The organism is Serratia nevei, assembly GCF_024160145.1.
GTDB classification, from domain to species: Bacteria; Pseudomonadota; Gammaproteobacteria; order Enterobacterales; family Enterobacteriaceae; genus Serratia; species Serratia nevei_A.
This window is the reverse complement of record NZ_JAMYWQ010000169.1, coordinates 1-379: the sequence shown is the minus strand read 5'-3', so window position 1 is coordinate 379 and position 379 is coordinate 1. Positions and strand designations below refer to the sequence as shown.

Annotated in this window: 1 protein-coding gene; it reads right to left on the bottom strand. The window is 50.9% G+C overall.

All coding sequences use genetic code 11. The features are described from left to right. Positions 1–64: 64 nt before the first annotated feature. The coding region (locus M6G53_RS25270) for an ATP-binding protein (RefSeq protein ID WP_253335290.1) at positions 65–379 on the bottom strand (315 nt) is incomplete at its 5' end.

The window sequence follows — 379 nt, the reverse complement described above, 5'->3', positions numbered from 1 at the left end:
TGTCAATACCGATCGAATTGTGACCCACCCTGCCAAAGTAAAACGGACCCACCCCTGATCGTGGTTACTCAGAAACTTCGGCTTGCGCCTGTTTCTTAAGTTGGCCACTTTTTAATTTGTCCTTCAGCCGGTAACTCTGGCCGCTGATCTGCACGATATGTGCATGATGTAACAAACGATCCAGCATCGCTGCTGTTAGCGTCTCATCATCTCCAAACGTACCGGACCACTGCGTAAACGGCAGATTACTGGTCAACACCAGGCTGCCTGACTCATAACGTCTGGCGACAACCTGGAAGAACAAGTTGGCCTCTTCCTTACCAAACGGCAGGTAGCCGATCTCATCGATCACAAGCAACCGCGGCTTGTGAATGATGCG